Below are 18818 nucleotides of genomic sequence, written 5' to 3'. Positions count from 1 at the left end.
ATGCCTCTCATTCATATGGGTCGTAGGGTGGCCGGGGCAGGTCCTGCCCGACCTGCAGGGTGCGCGGGCAAAGACCGGTCTCCGCCTGTACAAAGCCCATCAGCATACCCATATGCATATACAGGTGCCTGTATTGTGCCAAGATCAGGGTAAACCGCGTCCACTCGCAGTTTTCCGGCCGCTGCAGCAGGTCCTCATCGTGCAGCGAAGTCAGATAAATAGACAGCTTCGCCTTGATCGTGTAAAAATAATCGTCCGTATCGTGCCTGCTCAGGTGGGCCGCCGGATAGATTGAAAGCTCCTGCAGATGCGGCGTGTGGACCGGCGGTTCCACAAAATCGTTGTCGCGCGGGTTAATGAACCACTGATCCAGATGGTGCAGCGTGTGGTAAACATGCTGCCAGAGCGGCGCGCCGCCGTAGCAGGTATCCCACAGCTCATCGGGGATGCAGTCCATCACATTCTGCATCTCCCACAGGGCGCGGACCGTCATCTCCGCAATAACTGCATGATACGATGTTTCCCGCAACTGCACACGCCCCCTTTGGGCCAGTATGTGCTGCGGCAGGGCGGATTATTCGTTGTAGTTTTCTACCTCGCGGATCGTCTTGCGGTTCATCAGCAATGTCATAAAGGGTTCAAGCAGGGCGCGCTCCTCCTGCGAGGGTGTGCGGCTGCGGGCCTGCATCAGCAGCCAGGCAATCTCGCTGCCGATGGGGCGGCCGTAGACAAGTGCATTGTAGCCGTCCTTACAAACCGCGCGCTTCGCGTCCGTAATATCCAGCGTTGTAACGCCGCTATAGTGGCGCAGCACATTCTGCAGCGCCGCCGGGCTGCCGAACACGGCCTTCACAAGCTGCAAATACGCCGCGACATAGCGGGGCGGCATACAGTCTGCAGCGCATAGTTCAATTCTTGATTTCAGCCGCACATCATAGAAAAACATCGACAGAACCTGCGCAGCCTCCCTCCGGTTGATGTGCGCACCATACAATTCCGGGGCGGTCTTGCTGCCTACCGCCTTGGTGCGGTTCGTGCGCCAGGCCACGATCTGCGGCTTGGTCAGCACAGTCTCGGCATAGCGGGCAAAGCCGAAATCCGGATCCATCAGATGCGGGATTACCCCGCAGCGGTCGCGGTCCACATCCTGCCGAACGCGGGCAGATATGCCGTAGGCGCTGTTGCGGCTTGTCTGATACACCGGCGCATTGTCACTGAGTAGCACAAAGAACGGCGTCAGCAGGCTGGCTGCCCGCATTTTGCGCACAAAGTCCTGCTCGCTGAAATAATCAATGGAAAGTCTTGTTGCTGCGGTCGCCCGCAGCATCTGGCCGCCGCAGGCACCGGTGTTCTTAAAGTAGCGGTCCAGTGCCTCGGCCCGGTTTTGGGGAATCAGCGGCAGCGCCTCAGCCCGCTGGGTGGGGTGGTATCCCACCGTCCACGCGCGCAGACCGCAGGCAGCCAGCGTCAGGCACAGCTGCAGGTAAAACCGGTTGTAGCTGTCCATGATATCCTGAACATCCCGCTGGGGCGTCAGAGTGATCTTCAGCTGGCAGGCCGGGCCGATAACTGCCGACAGTGCGGGAGCACGGAAGCCTAGGTATTCGCTCTCCGAGATAACGGGGGCATCCCCCTGCTGCTGCAGATCCCGCAAAGCCGCCTGCAGCTGCGCAAATGTGACCGCTCTGCCGTCAGAGTGTGTCACAAAATGCTCCACCTCCAGCCCGAGGGAGAGCTTGCCCTCCACCTCGCAGTCGGCCTCAAAATACCCCTTCATTGTCCTGATTTGTTCGTCCAGCTTCGCCATAGTAAAATGGTTCTCCCCATGATCGGTGATGTCTATAGCGATATTATACGCCAAAATCCGGGGCGGTGCAATCGCCCCAGAGTGTTATTTTACAGCGGTGCTGTTTTGTTTGCGGCCACCCCGCAGTGCGGGGATCGTGCAGTGCTGCCTTACAGGCTGCTGACCGCCGGGAAACCATAGGCAGGCTCCGCAGCCTGCACGGCCCGCAGAATGGCCTTGGCCATCACACGCGCCCCCAGTGCCCCCACGACATCCTGATCAGCGGCCACATCGCCCAGCGAAACAGCGTAGATGCTGTCCCCGTCTGCCGTGGTATGCACCGGGCAGATGGCGCGCGCATACCCGTCCTGTGCCATGCCAGCGATCTTGCACAGCCGGGATTTGTCAAACCGTGCGTTCGTAAAGACAACACCGATCGTTGTATTGCCGACGAATTTGTTTTCCTTTACCTCAATGCTCTGCAGCGCAAGCAGCTCGGAGTCGAGGAAGGTCCTGCCGTCATCCGCCAACAGGCCTGCGGCCTTGCGGCCCGTCTCATAGTCGTAAATATCGCCCAACGCATTGACCGCCACAACCGCACCGACCTGCAGCGGCCCCACCTGCACGGCATAGCTGCCGATGCCGGACTTCATGCAGTGGTCCATGCCCAGCAGCTTGCCCACGGTTGCGCCGGTGCCCGCGCCATAGTTGCCATCACGGTAGTTGCCGGCTTCCGCGTTCACGCAGGCCTGATACGCCATGGCAGCATCCGGGCGGGTGTGGGCGTCAGCCACGGTCAGATCAAACAGATCTGACTGGCAGACCAGCGGCACCTTTGTGACCCCAACATCAAAGCCGATGCCGCGCTCCTCAAGATACCGCATAACGCCGCCGGCCGCGTCCAGTCCAAAGGCACTGCCCCCCGCCAGCACAATGGCGTGGATGACCTGCGCCGCCGCCAGCGGCTTGAGCAGCTCGCTCTCGCGGGAGGCCGGCCCGCCGCCGCGTACATCCAACCCCGCCGGGGCACCGTCCTGCCCCAGCAGAAACACCGTGCAGCCTGTCCCCGCCGCCGTGTTCTCAGCCTGACCGATGTTGAGATTCCGGAATGAAGTAATAGGAATTTCTTTCATGATGGTTCTTCTCCTTTTGCCGTTCTTTTGCCTTTATTGTACAACTTTCCCCTGCACCATGCAACGAAAAAATCCCGCCGGGCAAAGTCCCGGCGGGAAGGTGGTCAGTTAATGGGGATTATTCAAACTCAATCGTTGCCGGCGGTTTCGTGGTGTAGTCGAACATGACGCGGTTGATGTTCTTGACTTCGTTCACGATGCGGTTGGCTGCGGTGGTGATGGTTTCGGTCGGCAGGATCGTGACCTCGGCGGTCATAAAATCGGTGGTGGTTACGGCGCGCAGGACGATGGCGTAATCGTAGGTGCGCTCGTCACCCATGACACCGACGCTGCGCATGTTGGTCAGCGCGGCAAAGTACTGGCTGGGGCGCTGGGCCATAGGAAGCTTATCGACCTCCTCACGCCAGATGGCATCGGCATCCTGCACGATGGCGACCTTTTCGGGGGTCACATCGCCAATAATGCGGATAGCCAGACCCGGGCCGGGGAACGGCTGGCGGGCAACAAGGTACTCGGGCAGGCCCAGCTCGCGGCCGGCCTGACGGACCTCGTCCTTGAACAGGTCGCGCAGCGGCTCCACGATCTCCTTGAAGTCAACATAATCGGGCAGACCGCCGACATTGTGGTGGCTCTTGATGGTGGCGCTTTCGCCGCCGAGGCCGCTCTCCACGACATCGGGGTAGATCGTGCCCTGTGCCAAAAAGTCCACAGCGCCGATCTTTTTTGCTTCATCCTCGAACACACGGATGAACTCCTCGCCGATGATCTTGCGCTTGCTCTCGGGGGCCTCTACGCCGGCCAGCTTCTTGTAGAAGCGGTCGCGGGCGTCAACGCAGACAAAGTTGATGTCAAACTGACCGCCCTCGCCAAAGACCTCACAGACCTGCTCGCGCTCATTCTTGCGCAGCAGACCGTGGTCAACGAAAACGCAGGTCAGCTGCTTGCCGATGGCCTTGGCCAGCATAGCCGCGCAGACGCTGGAATCGACACCACCGGACAGGGCGCACAGCACCTTGCCGTCGCCGATCTTCTCGCGCAGGGCCTTGACGGAGTTCTCGACAAAGGAGTCCATCTTCCAGTCACCGGCGCAGCCGCAGACCTTATACACAAAGTTGTGCAGGATCTTGGTGCCGTTCTCGGTGTGCAGGACCTCGGGGTGGAACTGCACCGCATACAGGCCACGGGCCTTATCCTGCGCAGCGGCCACCGGGCAGTTGGGGGTATGGGCAATAATCTCAAAGCCGGGGGCTGCCTGCTCGATGTAATCGTTATGGCTCATCCAGCAGACATTCTGGGCGGGCAGCGTATCAAACAGCGGGCTGGCGGTGTCCAGATCGACCAGCGTTTTGCCGTACTCACGCTCGGGGGCCTTGCAGACCTTGCCGCCCAGCATGTGCATCATCAGCTGGCTGCCGTAGCAGATGCCGAGGATGGGCACACCCCAAGTAAAGATTTCGGGGTCGATCGTGGGCGAATCCGGCAGATAGGCGCTGTTGGGGCCGCCGGTGAAGATGATGCCCTTCGGGTTTTTGGCCTTGATCTTGGCAAGGTCGGTACGGTAAGAATAGATTTCGCAATATACGTTGCATTCGCGGACGCGGCGCGCGATCAGCTGATTATACTGGCCGCCGAAATCCAGAACGATAACGGTTTCCTGCTGCATGAGGGGTCTCCCTTCTCTATTTGTAGTCCTATTGAGTTATTATAGCACATCGGGCAAGGTTTGAACAGATGGGGAGGAAAAATAAATTATTTTTGCGGGGAAGTTCTGTTGTAACGGGAACGAGCTGCAGCGGCCAGAGGACTGGCCGCCCTACCCGCGGGGCAAAGGCCGTAGGGCGGTCAGTTCCCTGACCGCCGCCCTCCACATCACACCAGCTCCACCTTATACTTCTCTAGCCAGTAGTTCAGCTGGACAAACCATGCGATGGTCTGCGGAGTTGTCATAAGCTGGCCGTACCATGGGATGGGGTTATCCGCGCCCGACGCCAGCAGGTTTTCCAGTGCGTCAGCCTTGATAATGCGCAGGATCGGCGCGGCCGGGTCAGCCAACACACCGCGCAGCTCGGCCGAGACGGCCGCAAGGTAGCTGGGATTCCATGTCTTAGGGTAAGGGCTTTTGCGCCGCCACAGCACCTCATCCGGCAGTACGCCCCGCATTGCCTCGCGCAGCAGGCCTTTTTCCTGATTTCGGTAGTCCTTGTATTCCCACGGGACAGAGTAGAGGTACTCCGCAATGCGGTAGTCGCAGAACGGCACCCGGACCTCCAGCCCGCTGTACATGCTCATGCGGTCCTTACGGTCAAGCAGAGTCTGCATAAACCATCTGAAATTCAGGTTCATCATCTGGCGCATACGCTGTTCCTCTGCCGACAGGCCGGGTCGGACGGAGGTTTCTGCCAGCGTTTGGCGGTAGCGGGCATCCACAAAAGCAGCCGGGTCAATGCTGCCCAGCACACCGGGCTTGAGGAAGGAGGCGCGATAGGCTGTGGACTGCGCCCATGGGAAGCCATATTTTTCCCGCACTGCCGGGTCGCGGTACCACGGGTAACCGCCGAAAATCTCATCGGCGCACTCTCCCGACAGCGCCACCGTGGCATGGGGCTTGATCTGCCGGCAGAACAGCAGCAGCGATGCATCGACATCCGCCATACCGGGCAGGTCACGCGCATCCACCGCTGCATACAGCGCCGGGACCAGCTCCGGGGTGTCCAGCGTGATCCAATGGTGGCGGGCATGGAGAAATTCATTCATTTTGCGGATATAGGGTGCATCCGCACCGGGCTGAAATTTTGTAGCATGAAAATACTTTTTATTGTCGCGGTAGCCAACCGAAAAAGTTTGCAGCTGCTTTCCCTGCGCCGCAAAATTGGCGTCCGCAATGGCGGAAATCAGGCTGGAGTCCAGCCCGCCGGACAAAAATGCAGCAACCGGCACATCGGACACCAGCTGCCGCTCGATGGCATCTGTCACAAGCTCGCGCACCTTGCGGGCTGTCGCAGCAAAATCATCGGGATGCTCATGATCCTCAAGCCGCCAGTAGGTATGCAGTGTCAGTCGAGCCGTGTCGGCCTCGTAGATAGCATACTGCCCGGGCAGTAACTCCTCTACCCCGCAGAACACGCCGCAGCCGGGTGTGCGTCCGGGGCCGAGCAGCAGCACCTCCGCCAGACCGGCAGCATCCACCCGCGGCGGCACGGCCGGGTGGGCCAGCAGGGTTTTGATTTCGCTGCCGAAGATCAGGCTCTGCTCCGTCAGGGTATAGAACAGCGGCTTGACACCGCAGCGATCCCGCGCCAGAAACAGCCTGCCCGCGTTCACCTGCCAGACCGCAAACGCAAAAATGCCATTGCACATTGCCGTGCAGCTTTCACCCCATTCTGCAAAGGCATGGAGTAGCACCTCGGTGTCGGAGTGCCCGGCAAAGCGGTGACCGCGGTGCAGCAGCGCAGCCCGCAGCTCAGGCGTGTTGTACAGCTCACCGTTATAAACCAGCACATAGGTTTCCCCCTGCCAGTCCAGCTGCATAGGCTGCAGGCCGTTCTCAAGATCCACGACCGCCAGCCGTGCATGGATCAGCGCCGCACGGCCGCTGATGAACATGCCCCGCTGGTCCGGGCCGCGGCGCGCCAGCGTCTGCTGCATGGCGCAGTAGGCCGCATACCGGCTCTGTATCGTCCGGGGGTCGCGCCCGACCTGCCCCGCAATTCCGCACATAAAAAAGCCCCCTTTGCATGATTCATAAATGAATATGCGGAAGGGAGCGGGGGTATGTGTTATTTATTGGCGATCGCGTCTGCGATCTGCCCGGCAACACCGTCCTTGCTCTGCAGGGGCAGCTCGGTGATGCCCTGCCCGGTAATGATCGTTACAACATTGGTATCGACGCCGAAACCCGCACCGGGGACCTTCAGGTTATTGGCAACGATCATATCCATGTTTTTCTTTTTCAGCTTGGCGGTAGAGTTCTCGATCAGATCGCGCGTCTCCATCGAAAAGCCGCAGACAAACAGCTTTTCCGGCTTGTGTGCGCCCACCCATGCAAGGATGTCCTCAGTGCGCTCAAGGGCAATGCTCATCTCGCCGTCATGCTTTTTCACCTTGTCGGCTGCCACGGTGGCAGGGCGGTAGTCCGCCACGGCAGCCGCCATCACCAGTGCATCGGCGTCCATGGCATGGGTCTTTACAGCCTCAAAGAGGTCGGCTGCTGTTGTGAACGGCACAGTCTTGACAAACGGAACAGGCGGCAGCGTGCAGCCGGTCGAAGCAAGAAGCGTGACCTCTGCGCCGCGCAGCATACAGGCACGCGCCACGGCATAACCCATCTTACCGGTGGAATGGTTTGTCAGGTAGCGCACCGGGTCCATGGATTCCTGCGTTGCACCGGCCGACACAACGACTTTTTTGCCGCGCAGATCCTTTTCACAGGCAAGCTCGCGCAGCACATAGTCCACCAGCACGCCCTCCTCAGGCAGCCGGCCGGAGCCGACATCGCCGCAGGCCAGCATACCGGAGCCGGACGGAATGACGGTGAAGCCATAGTGTTGCAGTGTTTTGAGGTTATCCTGCGTGATGGGATTTTCCAGCATGTGGGTGTTCATGGCGGGCGCAACCAGCTTGGGGCAGGTCGCAGCCAGCGTGACGGTGGTCAGCATATCATCGGCCTGACCGTGGGCCAGCTTGGCGATGACATTGGCCGTGGCAGGCGCAATGAGCATGAGGTCCGCCGCATTGGCAAGGCTGATATGCGCCACATCGTACTGGAAGTTGCGGTCGAAGGTATCCACCTGACAGCGGCGGCGGGTCAGCGTTTCAAATACCAGCGGAGAGATAAACTCAGTGGCATTTTTGGTCATCAGGACATGAACATCGGCCCCCAGCTTGACCAGCGCATGCGCCACATTGGGCATTTTATAGGCCGCAATGCCTCCGGTGATGCCGAGGACGATGGTTTTTCCGGTAAGTAACATAAAATCAACACCCTTAATATAACTAGATAAGAGATACTAGATAAAAGATAATAAAATTGGTGGAGTTTCCTCCTTTGGCGAAAACAAAATTTGTATTGTGGTTATTATAGCAGATTGACGCCTTATATGCAAACAAGTATAATAATTTTGAGTGGCGCAAAGCGACGCGATCCACCATATTTCTTATCTCTTATCTTTTATCTATAAAAGGAATTTATTATGGTTTTAGCAGTTGACATCGGCAACTCCAACATCTGTATCGGCGGTCTGACGGGGGCAGAGCATTGCTCTATCCAGTTCACAATGCGAATGGTCACGCGGCCCCGCTGCACAGCGGATGAGTATGCCGCCGAGATGAAATTCCTGCTGCGCCGCCTGCAGGTAGACCCTGCCGCCTGTGAGGGCGTCATTGTCTGCAGCGTTGTCCCCCAGCTGACCGAGGTGCTGGCAGCGGCCTGCAAGCGGCTGACCGGGCAGGAGTCGCTGATCGTCAGCTGTGGTCTGGACACGGGGCTTAGCTTTCAGGTTGACGAGCCTGCCAAGGTCGGCCGTGACCGCATTGCCGATGCCGCCGCTGCCTCTGCACACTATCCCCTGCCCTGCATGACAGTCGATCTGGGCACTGCCACGACCTACAATGTCATCTCTGCACAGCGGGCGTTTCTGGGCGGCTTCATCGTACCCGGTGTGCAGACCAGTCTGCGGGCCATCAGCGCAGGCACAGCCCAACTGCCGCCCATTGCACCCGAGCCGCCCGAGCATCTGATTGGTGCCAACACGGTGGCCGCACTGAACAACGGGGCCATGTTTGGCACGGCCGCCCAGCTGGACGGACTGGCTGATCGAGTCGAGACGGAGCTTGGCCAGCCTCTGACCGTCGTTGCGACCGGTGGACTGGCGCCGTACATTATGCCCTGCTGCAAGCGCAAAGTCATCTATGACGCAGACCTGCTGTTTAAGGGGCTGGCGCTGATTTGGGAGAAAAATCACCTATGAAGAAGTTGGTTGTATATATCCACGGAAAGGGCGGCAGTGCGGCGGAAGCCGAACATTACAAGGAGCTGTTTCCTGCGTATGACGTCATCGGATTCGATTATCAGGCACAGACACCTTGGGACGCTGTTTCGGAGTTTACGGCATTTTTCACACCTTTGCGCCAGCAGTACGATACGGTCGTACTACTGGCAAACAGCATTGGGGCATTTTTCTCGATGAGCTCGTTATCCGAGAAGTTTATTGACCGAGCGTTGTTTATCTCCCCCATCGTGAATATGGAAACGCTCATTTCCGATATGATGGGCTGGGCTGGGGTGACGGAGAATGTGCTGCACGCGCAGGGCGAAGTCGCCACCGATTTTGGCGAAACCCTGTCGTGGGAGTATCTCTGCTACGTGCGGGCACATCCGCTTGTGTGGGATGTACCAACCTGCATTTTGTACGGCGAAAAAGACAATCTGACCTCCTATGAAACGTTAGCCGCGTTTGCGCAGAAAGTCCATGCGCCTATTACGGTCATGCCAAGCAGTGAGCATTGGTTCCACACCGAAGAGCAGATGTCGTTTTTGGACGAATGGGTCAAAGGACAATGTTCATGAAAAAGCTGTATGGGATTTTGAAGGCCGCCCTCGGGGGTTTCCTCGGTGTGTTTTTGGGCATGACAACGTACACCTGCTGGGACTACCGCGCCCACCCCGGGCTGTATGCGCTGCAATCTGCGCCATGGTATCTGAGCATACAGATTCATGCGGCGTTTACCATAGTGGTGTGCGGGATGCTGGCACTGGGAATATGGATTTTGCGAAAGAAAATGTAATCCTGTAGGGCGGCCTGTCCTCAGGCCACCGCGGAGGGAGCAAAATTCTTCCCTATAAATCTACGGATAAGAGGGTGTCTGCCGTAAGCATACGGGCCGGGCATGCCCGACCCCTACAGGCGTAATATAAAATACCGTACCGGCACATTTCTGCACTGGTACGGTATTTTTATGCTTTATCCAATTTTACATGTCGGGCGTAACAGGCACGGCACCGTAGTTGCGGATGTTCAGCACATGGCAGCTTCCCTCGCCGAAGCAGCCGTCAATGGCTGCCTTGTAGGCGTCCAGTAGCTCCACAGGGACAAAGGCCTGAATGGTACCTGCAAAGCCGCCGCCCTGCAAGCGCCATGCACCGCGGCCGTTCAGCACCTTCTGGCTCAGCGCCAGCGCCAGCGGCACACCCTGCTCCTGCGGGGCCTTGATGCTGTAAGCATTCTGGTTGAACTCAAAGCTGGAGTGGCCGCCCTCGATGATCAGGCGCAGGAACGCATCAAAATCGTCCTCACGCACGGCATCGCAGAGCTGGGCGGCACGGCGGCAGTCGTTGTAGAAGTGAATAGCGCGGACAACAGCGCGGTCCCCCACAGCCTTGCGCAGCTGCGGGATAGCCTTGTAGAACTCATCCTCGTCCACATCGCGCAGGACCTTTTTGCCGAACTGCTCAGCCACGCTCTCCATCTCACGGCGGATGGCGGCATAGTCGTCAGTCAGGTCGGCATGGCTGCCCTTCGTATCGCTGATGCACATGACAAAGCCGTGCTTGGCAAGGTCAATGGCAGTCTGACCTACAACAGGCTTTTCGGGATTCTTGAAGTCGATGGTGATGACACCGCCTACCGCACAGGCCGTCTGATCCATCAGTCCGCAGGGCTTGCCGAAGAAAACATTCTCCGCAAACTGGCCGATCTGTGCGATCTTGACCTGACTGAACTTCTCCATATCATTGTTGTTATATTCGCCGCGCAGGATGGCACCGATGCAGACCTCAAACGCTGCAGAGCTGGACAGGCCGGAGCCGCGCAGCACATTGCTGGTGCTGTAGCAGTCAAAGCCGCCCACCTTGCCGCCGGCATCCACAATGCCCTTTGCCACGCCGCGGATCAGAGAGGCGGAGTGCTCGGCCTCCTGCGGCTGCGGGACCAGAACATTGACATCGACATCGTCGATCTTGTCAAAGCCCAGAGACTTAACGCGGATGATGTTCTCCTCATTGGGGGAAACGACCGCAACCATATCCAGATTGACGGAGCCGGCCAGCACTACGCCGTTGTTATGGTCGGTGTGGTTGCCGCCGATCTCGGTGCGGCCGGGGGCAGCGTAAAGACGGACCGTGCGGGAGGTGCCGTACTTCTTTTCAAATTCATCGATCAGGTCGGTATAGCGCTTGCGCTGCTCCTGCACGGCGGATGCACCGTACAGCTTGGTAAAGGCGGCGTCATATTCGCCCTGTGCGATCTGCTGTTTAAGTTCAATGGTATTTGCCATGATTCCACTCACCTTTCCTGTCGGGCGGCTCTTTTCGTAGATATGCACAAAATGAGCCTTTCTTTTTTAGGCAGACAGCCAAACGAACAGCTCTCTGTCGATTTCTTGTTTTCAGTATAGCAAATCCTGCAAAAAAAGCAAACATAATTTCAGGCTCTTTTATGGACTTTTGATGAATAGCTTGCTATAATAGAAATATCACAGAAGTGAGGTGCAGCCATGACCATCAATGAGATGAAGCAATCCTACAAGCAGAGCTACACAGATAATGTCGAGCTCTCAATTTTTAACTGCGGACGTGAGCAGTGCCAGCCGGGCCACACCTGGGGCCCCGGCGTGCGCGACCACTACCTGATCCATCTGGTCGTAGCGGGCAAGGGTGTCTATCAGGTCAACGGTGCATCGCACACCCTGCAGGAGGGTGATCTGTTCCTCGCCAAGCCGAACCAGCTCATCACCTACGCCGCCGATGAGACCGACCCGTGGGAGTATTACTGGGTCGGCTTCAACGGCGCGTGCGCCAATAAGCTTGTGCAGCAGACACCGTTTTCCGAGGCGCACCCTGTACACCACTGCCGGGATCTGCAGACCGCGCGGGAAGCGCTGTACAACATCTATCTTTCCCGCGGGCCGGAGCCTCACTGCGAGGCAATGATGACGGGCTACCTGTACATATTTATGGCGCACCTGATGAAGGAAGCCCGCGAGGCCATGCCCAATGTAGGCTCGTCGAGCAGCCAGTATGTGCTGGCTGCCATCAAGTTCATCCAGTTCAACTACTCGCACGACATCTCGGTGGACGACATTGCCAAGGCGGTCGGCGTCAGCCGCAGCCATCTGTATCGTGTTTTCATGTCGAATGTCGGGCAAAGCCCCATCGACTACCTGACGAACTACCGTGTCAGTGAGGCCTGCAGCCTGCTGAAAAACTCCGGCCTTTCCATTGCTGAGATTGCCGTGTCGGTGGGCTTCTTTGACCAGTTCTACTTCTCCCGCGTGTTCAAAAAGGTCAAGGGCGTGCCGCCGAGCAAGTATCTGTCCGCGCTGGAAAAGGAAACCGCCCTGCAGAACACCAACCCGTAACTTTATTTTTAAGGAGCAGACATGCCTTTTACGAAAAATCAGATCATCACCCTTGAGATCAAATCCATCTCCAATGACGGAAACGGCGTGGCCCACAAGGACGGTCAGGCCGTTTTTGTGCCGCTGACCGCCCCCGGCGACATTGCTGAGGTTCGCATCGTAAAGCCGATGAAAAGCTATGCCTTCGGCCGAGTGGAGCGGCTGCTGGCCCCCGGCCCGGACCGCATCCGGCAGGACTGCCCCGTTGCCGGCCCCTGCGGCGGCTGCGGGCTGCGCCATATCCGCTACGAGGCAGAGTGCGCCGCCAAGACACAGTTTGTGCGGGACGCCTTTGCGCGCATTGGCAAGCTGGATGTCCCCGTGCGGGAGGTGCTGGCTGCCCCTGCTGCCGACCGCTACCGCAACAAGGTGCAGCTGCCGGTCGGCACGGATGAAAATGGGCATATCGTGACCGGTTTCTTTGCCGGACGCAGCCACCGCATTGTTGCCTGTGCCGATTGCCGCCTGCAGCCGGAGTGGATGAACCAACTGGCCGCGCGCGCCTGTGCGCTGCTTGAGGAAAACGGCATCACTGCCTACAATGAGGAAACACACACCGGCCGCGTGCGCCATTTGTACATGCGGCAGGGCTGGCACAGCGGCCAGCGGCTGCTCTGCTTTGTTGTGAACGGCAACGGCCTGCCCAACGAAGCAGAGATTTGTGCTATCTTGCAAAAAGAATTTGATTTAACAACGATTTTAATTAACCGCAACAGTGAGCGCACCAATGTGATTCTGGGCCGCAGGACCCGCACCGTGCTTGGCCCCGGCGTCATTGAGGATACACTTGCCGGCGTCCCGCTGCGCATGGGTGTGCATGAGTTTTATCAGGTGAATACCCCCGCTGCCGAAACATTGTACGCCAAGGCACGGGAGTATGCCGGGCTCAAGGAGACAGATTTTCTGCTTGACCTCTACTGCGGCATGGGCACGATCGGACTTTCGATGCTGCCCGACTGCCGGCGTCTGGTCGGTGTCGAGGTCGTGCCGCAGGCCGTGGACGGTGCCAAACAGACAGCCGCCCGTCTGGGGCTGGATGACGACCGGGCGGATTTCCGCTGTCAGGATGCCGGTGCGGCAGCCGCACAGCTGGCCGCCGAGGGTGCCCGCCCCGATGTGATCGTAGTGGACCCGCCCCGTAAGGGCTGCGACGAGGCCACCCTGACCGCCATTGCCGAGATGGCCCCCCGCACGGTAGTCATGGTCAGCTGCAATGCAGCCACCGCCGCACGCGACACCCGCTGGCTGACCGAGCACGGCTACAAGGCCGTGGAGGTGCAGCCGGTGGACCTTTTCCCCCGGACGCGGCATGTAGAATGTGTTGTCCTGCTATCGAAGGTATAAATAAGTTTCACTGGTGAAAGGGTTTGTCATGACCGGGTATTTTCATGTCTTAACAGCCATTGACATTTTTGTGCTGAGCTTTATGTGTATTCTCACAAAGCTGAGCGAATCATTGAACAAAAAGCAAAAGCGAGGTTTTTTCCTCGCCTTTACGCTTATTGCAGGGATCTCCGTGCTGGAGGTGGTCACCCTTGCCGTCAACGACACGCCGTCAGGGCTGCGCTGGCTGAATATCGTGTCAAACTACTTAGGCTTCGGCCTGTCGCCCGCAGTGTCTCTCTGCCTTGTGTATGTGCTGGACAAAAAGACTGCCCTCCGGCGCGGCTTTAAGGCAGCGGTATGCTGCGAGATCGGCTATCTTATCTTTCTGGCACTGTCCATTCCCTATGGACTTATATTTTCCGTCAGCGCCGACAATGTCTATGCGCGCGGCAGATATTTTTACATTTATGTCATTGTCTACTTTGCGGCAATTTTGTATCTCTCGGCATCAACGATCATTACCGGCCGTGAGTTCCAGAACCGGAGCCGGGCGCTCATCTATCCGCTCATGCTCTTTCTGACGGCGGAGACTGTGATTCAAATTGCACTGCCTGATCTGCATGTGACCTGGCTGTGTGTCACGCTGTTGTCGGTACTGTATTTTACCTACTGCAATGAGATGTGGAACCAGCTTGATGCACTCACAGGGCTTTTAAACCAGAACAGCTATCTGAACCGCACGGCCGAGATGAGCCGCAGCGGCGGGCTGCTGATCGTTTTTGATGTGGACAATTTCAAGCAGGTAAACGACTGCTACGGCCATCTGCAGGGCGATGCCTGCCTTGCCGCGATCGCAGCCTGCCTCAAAAAAGCGTATGCCTGCTGCGGGTACTGCTACCGCATCGGCGGAGATGAGTTTTGCGTACTGCTGAAAAACACCGCTAAGGAGGCCGCCTGCGCAGAGGAATTTTTGCGTCAGCTGGAAAAGAAGCGTCGAGAGCTCACCTTTTTGCCGACCGTTTCCTACGGCTCGGCCCCATTCTCAGGCGAGGATGTGGTTGCCATCAAGGATCAGGCCGACCGTGCCATGTACCACTACAAAAAGGCGCGGAAGGAGCGGGCGGCGGCGATTGTGCCGGAGTAATTTTGACGGTGGATGTAAAAAGGCGGATTGAGCATAAGTATGCAGCCATATAAGTTCTATCGTTAATTTATTTTTCCTAATCCAGCATGGCATATATGCTAACAAGCACGCGAAAGAATCAACTATAAATTCGCGCGAAATTTTCAAAGGGTATTGTGAAAGCTGCTTTTGCAGCAAAGAGTAAAAGACAACTTACTTATGCCCAATCACAATGAAATGATTCCCGAAAACAAAAAGCACTCTGTCTCTGTGCAAACACCTACCAATTTAGACTCAATCTCTAAGATTGTCAAATGGATAGCGATATTGATTGTTGCTATACTGATTGCCCTCTTTGTGTTTGTTCAAACTCTATTTCCCGCTTGTTCACGATTTGCCCATATTTGTGTGTCATACTGAAGTGTAAACGATGCGGCTTTGCTGCGAAAAGGTGGTTTTTGTATAATGAAAGGCTGGTTTCAGCGCTTTATGTCCGGCCGCTATGGGTTCGACCAGTTCAGCGGCTTTCTCTGCATTGCATCCCTCATTCTCATCGTCATCGGTGCGTGGGTCTCCCCTGTGCTGTATTGGCTGGGACTGGCTGCTATCATTTACAGCTATTTCCGCATTTTGAGCCGCAACACCCGCAAGCGCTACGCTGAAAACTTAAAATATCTTTCCTATCAAAGCCGCGCCGCAGCATGGTTCGCCAAACAGCAGGTGCGATTCAAGCAGCGCAAAGAATACCACTATTACCGCTGCCCCCAGTGCGGCCAGCAGCTGCGCGTACCGCGCGGGCGCGGTAAAATCAGCATCACCTGCCCCAAGTGCGGCCACCAGTTCATCAAAAAGAGTTGACGCCGTATGTTTGGATATGTTACGATTTACCGCAAGGGTCTGGCAGATGCCGAGATGGAGCGCTATCAGGGCTATTACTGCGGGCTGTGCCAGGCGCTGGGCCGCCGCTTCGGCCGCACCGGGCAGCTGACGCTGAGCTATGATATGGCGTTCGTCTGCATCCTGCTGACTGCGCTGTACGATGAGCCTACCGCCTTTGCTGCGGGGCGCTGTGCCCCCCATCCCCTTAAAAAGCGCCCCCGCGCCGACAATTCGTTTACCGAATATGCGGCCGACATGACTGCCGCGCTGGCATATTATAATTTTATGGACGACTGGCAGGACGACCACCGCCGCGCCAGTCTGGCACAGGCGCAGCGGCTTGAGCCGTATCTGCCCGCCTTGCGCCAGCGCTGGCCCCGCCAGATGAGCAAAATCACTGCGATGCTCGACCAGCTCAATGTGCTGGAGGGCTCGGGCAGCCACGATCTGGACGCGCTGTGCAACACCTTCGGCGCGCTGCTGGGCGAGGTTTTCGCCTGCAGGGACGATATATGGGCACCGGCGCTGCGCGGCATGGGGCAGGGACTGGGGGCGTTCATCTACCTGATGGACGCCTACGATGACCTGCAAAAGGACGCCCGGCGCGGCCGCTTCAACGCGCTGCAGCAGCTGGCGGATGAGCTGCCGCCCGCCACCTACGAGCAGCGCTGCCATGAGCTGCTGACCCAGCAGATGGGCCGCTGCGCACAGCATTTTGAGATGCTGCCGATTCTGAAGGACACCCCGGAGGGGAAGCTATTGTACAACACGATTTATTCCGGCGTATGGAGCAAGTACGCGCTGGTACGCAAGCACAGGGAGGCACAACGCCATGACTGATCCATACAGCGTATTGGGCATCACCCCCGGTGCCGATGACGAAACAATTAAAAAAGCCTACCGCCAGAAGTGCAAGCAGTACCACCCCGACCTGCACCCCGATGACCCGGCGGCAGAGGAGCATTTCAAGGAGGTTCAGGCCGCCTACAGCGAGATCATGCGCATCAAGCAGGGCGGCGGCACCGCCTACCGGCAGGGTGGGCAGACCTACGGCCAGAGCAGCGGCTACAGCCAGCAGTATCAAGACCCCTTTGCGGGCGGCGGCTTCGGGTTCGGGCCATTCGGCTTCGGCTATTACAGCACCGGCAGCTCGGCCGGGCGGCAGAGCTATGGCAGCGCCGCCGGTGACCCTGAACTGCGGGCGGCGGCAAATTATATCCGCAGCGGCTTTTATGAGGAGGCTCTCAACACGCTGAACGGCATCTCTGCTGCGGGCCGCACCGCCCAGTGGCACTACTACGCAGCCCTTGCCAATCAGGGGTTGGGTAACAACATCCGCGCGCAGGAGGAGGCCCGCACGGCGGTTTCGATGGAGCCGAACAACTACGCCTACCAGAATCTGCTGGACCAGCTGCAAAGTCCGGGCCGCAGCTACACAAGCTACCAGCAGCCGTACGCCCAGCCCAGCGGCCGTCCCGGACAGTTTTGCCTGTCGTTCTGGATGTACCTGCTGGTTTGCAACATCCTGAGTTGGTGCTGCTGCGGCGGACGCGGCGGGTTCTTTATCTGCTGATTCCATGAATAAAAAACGCTGTGACCTTTTGGGAAGGGTCACAGCGTTTTTTATTGCCCGGCAGGAGCCGCACATGTGTGGCCCCCGCCATTTTTGTTTACAGCATCCTGTCAAGCAGCGGCAGCAGAATTTCTATGTTTTGGCAAAACTGCGGGTAAAATTCATCGCCGAGTGAATACTCATAGTAGAGCGCACGCTCAATGCGTCTGGCAGCAGCCGCAAAGCGGGGATTTTCCTGCCCGCCCGCCGCCTGCAGCCGTTGGGAAAGCCGGGTACACACAACAGCCCACCGCGCGTCTATGCCCGCCCGCTCGGTAACAGCGGCATCGTTCAGATAATCCCGAAGGGTGCGCGCCTCCCCCGTCCGTGCGCCGCACAGCGGGGTCTGGACATAATACTCGACTGCTGCAGTTTCGGTGTCGATGCTCTGCCCCAGCGGATAGAGGGCGCAGGCCAGTGGGCGGGCTGCATGGATGGCGCAGGCGCTCCCCTCAAAAAAGCGGCAGTTTCCGGTTTTGGGGTCGGGCGTCAGGCGCAGGGCCGGCAGGCAGCTTTCGGGCGCAATATAGCTTTTGCAGAACGCCGCCGCCACAATGCGCGGCGAGAGCCGCAGCCGCCGCGCAATACGGTACAGATCAAAGCCGGACAGCACCAGATCACGCCTTTGGCGGCAGCAGTCACCGCAGCCCGCACAGGCAAAATCGAACGGTTCCCCCGCGGACAGGCGCGGGCAGGCGTCCCAGCATTCGCCGCAGCGGCCGGGTTCTACCGCCCTCACAGGTGGAAATCCAGCGTGTCGGCCAGCCAATCGGTACACAGGGGCACCCATGCGCTGTTGTGGCGGTTAGGGGTGTTGACCTCCTGCGTGCAGGTGCTGGTGCCGTGGCCGTCATGTGCGAAAAGGTGCAGCTCAAACGGTACCTTATGGGCAGTCAAAGCCGTGGCCAGCAGCATGGAATTCTGCACCGGCACCGCGGCATCCTCCACAGTGTGCCAGATGTAGAAGGGCGGCAGTCCGTCACTGACCTGATTTTCGAGACTCATCGTCCCGCGCAGGGCGGCATCATCACCGCAGAGGTTGCAGATCGAGCCGTCATGCCGGAATTCGCCGCTGGTGATGACCGGGTAGCCCAGCACCACGGCATCGGGCAGGGCCTCTTTTCCGCAGATGCCGAGTGCCTGCTGAACCGGCTCAGCGTCCCACAGGATTGCCGTGGACGCCGCAAGATGGCCGCCTGCCGAGAAGCCGCAGACCGCGACCTTGGCCGGGTCGATATGGAGCTGCACTGCGTTCTTGCGGATATGCAGGATAGCACCGGCCGCATCGATCAACGGCTGCCAGCGCAGCGCAGGCTGGCTCTCCTGCCCACGGCAGGTATAATAAAGGATAAAGACATTGTAGCCTGCCTGCAGAAACTGCATAGCGACCGGGTCAGCCTCCCGCGAACTGCAGTAGGCATAGCCGCCGCCCGGCAGGATCAGCATGGCAGGGCGGGTGTTGAAAGCGGGCATTTCGGTGGTTTCCTCCCGCAGGTAGCCGACAAGCGATGCGCCGCCGGGAAGGGTGTGGGTGTAGCATTGCATGGTGATTCCTCGATTCAATGA

18 protein-coding genes are annotated in these 18818 nt (G+C 58.3%); 9 read left to right on the top strand and 9 right to left on the bottom strand.

Translation table 11 applies throughout. The annotated features are described in order from the left end of the window. Window positions 1-7: 7 nt before the first annotated feature. From OGM67_02090 to coaBC, 6 genes are all read right to left on the bottom strand, one after another. Complete coding sequence (locus OGM67_02090) at window positions 8-529, bottom strand: hypothetical protein (protein ID UYJ35153.1); 522 nt, start codon at window positions 527-529, stop codon at window positions 8-10. A 45-nt stretch (window positions 530-574) separates the two neighbouring features. Beyond that, window positions 575-1861, bottom strand: a complete 1287-nt coding sequence (locus OGM67_02085; protein ID UYJ35152.1) for a glutamate-cysteine ligase family protein — start codon at window positions 1859-1861, stop codon at window positions 575-577. A 95-nt stretch (window positions 1862-1956) separates the two neighbouring features. Next, window positions 1957-2919: a P1 family peptidase gene (locus OGM67_02080; protein ID UYJ35151.1), complete on the bottom strand. Its 963-nt coding sequence runs from the start codon at window positions 2917-2919 to the stop codon at window positions 1957-1959. A gap of 118 nt (window positions 2920-3037) precedes the next feature. Next, window positions 3038-4582: a glutamine-hydrolyzing GMP synthase gene (guaA, locus tag OGM67_02075; protein ID UYJ35150.1), complete on the bottom strand. Its 1545-nt coding sequence runs from the start codon at window positions 4580-4582 to the stop codon at window positions 3038-3040. A gap of 206 nt (window positions 4583-4788) precedes the next feature. Continuing rightward, the gene (gene asnB, locus OGM67_02070) at window positions 4789-6636 is read right to left on the bottom strand and encodes an asparagine synthase (glutamine-hydrolyzing) (protein UYJ35149.1); all 1848 of its coding nucleotides are present in this window, start codon (window positions 6634-6636) and stop codon (window positions 4789-4791) included. Window positions 6637-6695: 59 nt separating this feature from the next. Then, entirely contained in the window at window positions 6696-7889 is a 1194-nt protein-coding gene (gene coaBC / locus OGM67_02065; GenBank protein UYJ35148.1) for a bifunctional phosphopantothenoylcysteine decarboxylase/phosphopantothenate--cysteine ligase CoaBC, read from the bottom strand. Between the two features lie 219 nt (window positions 7890-8108). Between coaBC and OGM67_02060 the strand changes: the two genes are divergently transcribed. The 3 genes from OGM67_02060 to OGM67_02050 are packed head-to-tail and all read left to right on the top strand — an operon-like array spanning window position 8109 to window position 9702. Beyond that, window positions 8109-8885 carry a type III pantothenate kinase gene (locus tag OGM67_02060; protein ID UYJ35147.1) on the top strand — a complete coding sequence of 259 codons (777 nt, stop codon included), beginning with the start codon at window positions 8109-8111 and terminating at the stop codon, window positions 8883-8885. Then, entirely contained in the window at window positions 8882-9484 is a 603-nt protein-coding gene (locus tag OGM67_02055) for an alpha/beta hydrolase (GenBank protein ID UYJ35146.1), read from the top strand. The genes OGM67_02060 and OGM67_02055 overlap by 4 nt, the downstream gene beginning before the upstream one ends. Further along, on the top strand, window positions 9481-9702 hold the full coding sequence (locus OGM67_02050; protein ID UYJ35145.1) for a hypothetical protein: 222 nt from the start codon (window positions 9481-9483) through the stop codon (window positions 9700-9702). Before OGM67_02055 ends, OGM67_02050 begins: the two co-directional genes overlap by 4 nt. Before the next feature lie 186 nt (window positions 9703-9888). Here the strand turns inward: OGM67_02050 and OGM67_02045 are convergent, their stop codons facing one another. After that, the gene (locus OGM67_02045) at window positions 9889-11190 is read right to left on the bottom strand and encodes a galactokinase (protein ID UYJ35144.1); all 1302 of its coding nucleotides are present in this window, start codon (window positions 11188-11190) and stop codon (window positions 9889-9891) included. 219 nt (window positions 11191-11409) lie between these two features. On the opposite strand from OGM67_02045, the gene OGM67_02040 reads away from it, so the two are divergent. From OGM67_02040 to OGM67_02015, 6 genes are all read left to right on the top strand, one after another. Next, on the top strand, window positions 11410-12273 hold the full coding sequence (locus tag OGM67_02040) for an AraC family transcriptional regulator (protein ID UYJ35143.1): 864 nt from the start codon (window positions 11410-11412) through the stop codon (window positions 12271-12273). A gap of 21 nt (window positions 12274-12294) precedes the next feature. Continuing rightward, the gene (gene rlmD / locus OGM67_02035; protein ID UYJ35142.1) at window positions 12295-13656 is read left to right on the top strand and encodes a 23S rRNA (uracil(1939)-C(5))-methyltransferase RlmD; all 1362 of its coding nucleotides are present in this window, start codon (window positions 12295-12297) and stop codon (window positions 13654-13656) included. Window positions 13657-13684: 28 nt separating this feature from the next. Then, window positions 13685-14782 carry a GGDEF domain-containing protein gene (locus OGM67_02030; GenBank protein UYJ35141.1) on the top strand — a complete coding sequence of 366 codons (1098 nt, stop codon included), beginning with the start codon at window positions 13685-13687 and terminating at the stop codon, window positions 14780-14782. A 444-nt stretch (window positions 14783-15226) separates the two neighbouring features. After that, entirely contained in the window at window positions 15227-15619 is a 393-nt protein-coding gene (locus OGM67_02025; protein ID UYJ35140.1) for a zinc-ribbon domain-containing protein, read from the top strand. 6 nt (window positions 15620-15625) lie between these two features. After that, a complete protein-coding gene (locus OGM67_02020) occupies window positions 15626-16480 on the top strand; it encodes a DUF5685 family protein (protein UYJ35139.1) in 855 nt (284 codons plus the stop codon). Then, a complete protein-coding gene (locus tag OGM67_02015; GenBank protein UYJ35138.1) occupies window positions 16473-17213 on the top strand; it encodes a J domain-containing protein in 741 nt (246 codons plus the stop codon). Before OGM67_02020 ends, OGM67_02015 begins: the two co-directional genes overlap by 8 nt. A 97-nt stretch (window positions 17214-17310) precedes the next feature. Here OGM67_02015 and OGM67_02010 read toward each other — a convergent pair whose 3' ends face one another. Both OGM67_02010 and OGM67_02005 read right to left on the bottom strand, forming a co-directional pair. Beyond that, window positions 17311-17991 carry a YkgJ family cysteine cluster protein gene (locus tag OGM67_02010; GenBank protein UYJ35137.1) on the bottom strand — a complete coding sequence of 227 codons (681 nt, stop codon included), beginning with the start codon at window positions 17989-17991 and terminating at the stop codon, window positions 17311-17313. After that, window positions 17988-18815 (bottom strand): alpha/beta hydrolase, encoded by an 828-nt coding sequence (locus OGM67_02005; GenBank protein UYJ35136.1) that lies wholly within the window; start codon window positions 18813-18815, stop codon window positions 17988-17990. The genes OGM67_02010 and OGM67_02005 overlap by 4 nt, the downstream gene beginning before the upstream one ends. Between the last annotated feature and the right edge of the window lie 3 nt (window positions 18816-18818).

The sequence above is a fragment of the Oscillospiraceae bacterium genome (assembly GCA_025757985.1).
Taxonomy (GTDB): Bacteria; Bacillota; Clostridia; order Oscillospirales; family Ruminococcaceae; genus Gemmiger.
The sequence above is the reverse complement of the archived record's forward strand: the minus strand, read 5'-3'. Positions and strand labels throughout refer to the sequence as shown.